Origin of the sequence: Vibrio makurazakiensis (assembly GCF_050337375.1) — a bacterium.
Taxonomy (GTDB): Bacteria; Pseudomonadota; Gammaproteobacteria; order Enterobacterales; family Vibrionaceae; genus Vibrio; species Vibrio makurazakiensis.
Genome location: NZ_JAKJSW010000374.1, coordinates 1 through 2423 on the forward strand (window position 1 = coordinate 1; position 2423 = coordinate 2423).

The following is a 2423-nucleotide window of genomic DNA, read 5'->3' on the forward strand; positions in this document are numbered from 1 at the left end:
TACTTGCGGTATTCGACGTTAGGGCGACTAATCCGTGGACTGTACAAGTTCCAGAGAACAAGGCGTTTGCTTTTATAGACGAGTTTGATGCATCGCTAGCTCAAGCTTCTGGTCGATACGATTCTGGATCAGAGCGAGGTGTTGTTACCGTATTTATTGATCATTTGTCGCCTGCCGACATCGATGGGCAAGCATATTTCTTTGCGCCGATGTCAGTATCCAATCAAGGATCAGGTGTGTTTTTCTATTTAGCACAGTTTAAGTTTGATGTTCAGCGTAGCCGAGTCATTTTAAATGACAGTATATATCTGGGCGATAGGATTAAATTGGATGAGCTTAATATAGAACAAGGCCATGGTGTAGTGAGCTATTTTGAGCACTCACAAGGTCAAGCCATGGCTGAAGAACCGAAGAAAAGCACGGCAAAAACATTTGATTTTAATGCGCAACGAGTTGTTGAGCACTAAATGTTTATAGGATGCAATGTTTTGTTGTTTATGTGAGCTAAATTACATATTATCCTAATCAGATGATTGAAATTTAGACACCCGTTATTGGTTAGGTGTCTTCCAAACGGAGCTTGCGAAATGATTAACAAACGATTTTTTAAAACAAAAGATGAAGTAGAGGTGACTTTTGAGTTGGAAGCTCAAGAAGCCTCTTCAGTTTCGATTGTTGCTGACTTTTTAGAYTGGAAAGCAACGCCAATGAAAAAGTTAGCGAAGGGAAAAGTATATAAGTTTAAGACTCGCTTACCGAAAAACAGCCAGTTCCAATTTCGTTACTTAGTTGATGAGTTGCAATGGGTCAATGATGCGAATGCTGATAGCTATATAGCTAATGACTTTGGTGAAGATAACTGTTTAGTTTCAACTGTTCAGTAATAGGCTTAGCATAGCCTTGTAATCGACAACCGCTTCGTATTTTAGTTAACAGTGCTACTTAGTACTTGTTGCTGAACGAATGGCTACACCCTAAACCAGAGGCAAACGCTTCTGGTTTTTTATTGCTTATAAGTAATTGAATCACGGTTAATGATCCTGACAAATGTCATATTATGACATTACGTTGATGATTTATTGTGAATAAAAGCATATCCTCGGTTCTTTACCGTTGAAAAACTGTTTATTGTGTATTCAAAATTATTACCTACTTCCATAGCTGATGTCTCACCGCTTAAAAAAGCGGTCGCATTTAGCCTTCCGCTAGTTGCGGTCGTCGGTATTGCAATGAACTCATCCGATTCGAGTTTGCAAAAGACGATTGAACTGAATTTACCTGAATCCTCTGTGATTGAGTCGTTATTATCCCCAAGTACCTCTGTGGCAACTCCTCCTACGTTTGAGTATGAAATTAGCAAAGGCGATAGCCTGAGCGGTATTTTCACTCAGCTTGGCTTTTCATATCAGTCGATGATGAATGTGATGGAGACAGATCTTAACTTTCTAGCGCTTGATACGCTCAAGCCTGGTAACCAATTAAGGTTCTGGAAAGATGAGGCAACAGGAGAGCTCAGTAAAATGGAGCTCGTGTTCAACGCCGCAGATAAAGTCGCTTATCATCGTTTAGATGACGGTAGCTATGAATATGAAGATATTTCTATTCCTGGTGACTGGCAACAATTTGCTTTGGTTGGAGACATTCAAGGAAGCTTCTCTACGTCAGCAAACAAGCTGGGGCTGAGTAGTGTAGAAATTGACCATGYTGTTTCACTGCTTAAAGACAAGCTGAACTTTAATCGCGACCTACGTGCGGGTGACAAGTTTGAAGTTGTACAAAAGAAGCAATTTGTAGATGGCGTGGCAACAGGCAAGCGAGAGATTGAAGCCGTCAAAATCTTTAATCGTCAGCGAGAACTGACAGCGTATTTACACAGTGATGGTCAGTATTACGATGCAAATGGCGACAGCTTACAACGTGCTTTCCAACGTTATCCTGTTAGTCGAAACTGGCGTCTCAGCTCGCACTTTAACCCTAAGCGCTTACACCCTGTAACTGGGCGTGTCAGCCCACATAACGGAACAGACTTCGCTACGCCGATTGGCACTGCAGTTATGTCTACGGGTGACGGTAAAGTTATCATGACTCGTAAGCACCCATACGCGGGTAATTACGTAGTAATTCAGCATGGTAGTACTTATAAAACGCGTTACTTGCACTTAAGTAAAATTTTGGTGCGCRAAGGACAGAAAGTTTCTCGCGGACAAAAAATTGGCTTATCGGGCAACACCGGACGCGTAACAGGTCCGCATTTACATTATGAATTGATCGAACGTGGCCGCCCTGTTAACGCAATGAAGGCAAATATTCCAATGGCTAACTCTGTATCGAAAAAAGAGAAAGCTGCGTTTATTGCTAAGCGAGATGAAGCGGACAAATTACTTAAAGCACAAGAAATTAAGCAGGGATCCGAAGCTTAGTCC

At 41.6% G+C, this 2423-nt stretch carries 3 protein-coding genes; all 3 read left to right on the forward strand.

The features are described from left to right. The coding region (locus L4C33_RS21520) for a hypothetical protein (RefSeq protein ID WP_428814427.1) at positions 1 to 467 on the forward strand (467 nt) is incomplete at its 5' end. Positions 468 to 587: 120 nt separating this feature from the next. After that, positions 588 to 884 (forward strand): isoamylase early set domain-containing protein, encoded by a 297-nt coding sequence (locus L4C33_RS21525; RefSeq protein WP_428814428.1) that lies wholly within the window; start codon positions 588 to 590, stop codon positions 882 to 884. Between the two features lie 246 nt (positions 885 to 1130). After that, positions 1131 to 2420, forward strand: a complete 1290-nt coding sequence (shyA, locus tag L4C33_RS21530) for a peptidoglycan DD-endopeptidase ShyA (RefSeq protein ID WP_489686456.1) — start codon at positions 1131 to 1133, stop codon at positions 2418 to 2420. The last annotated feature ends 3 nt before the right edge of the window (positions 2421 to 2423 follow it).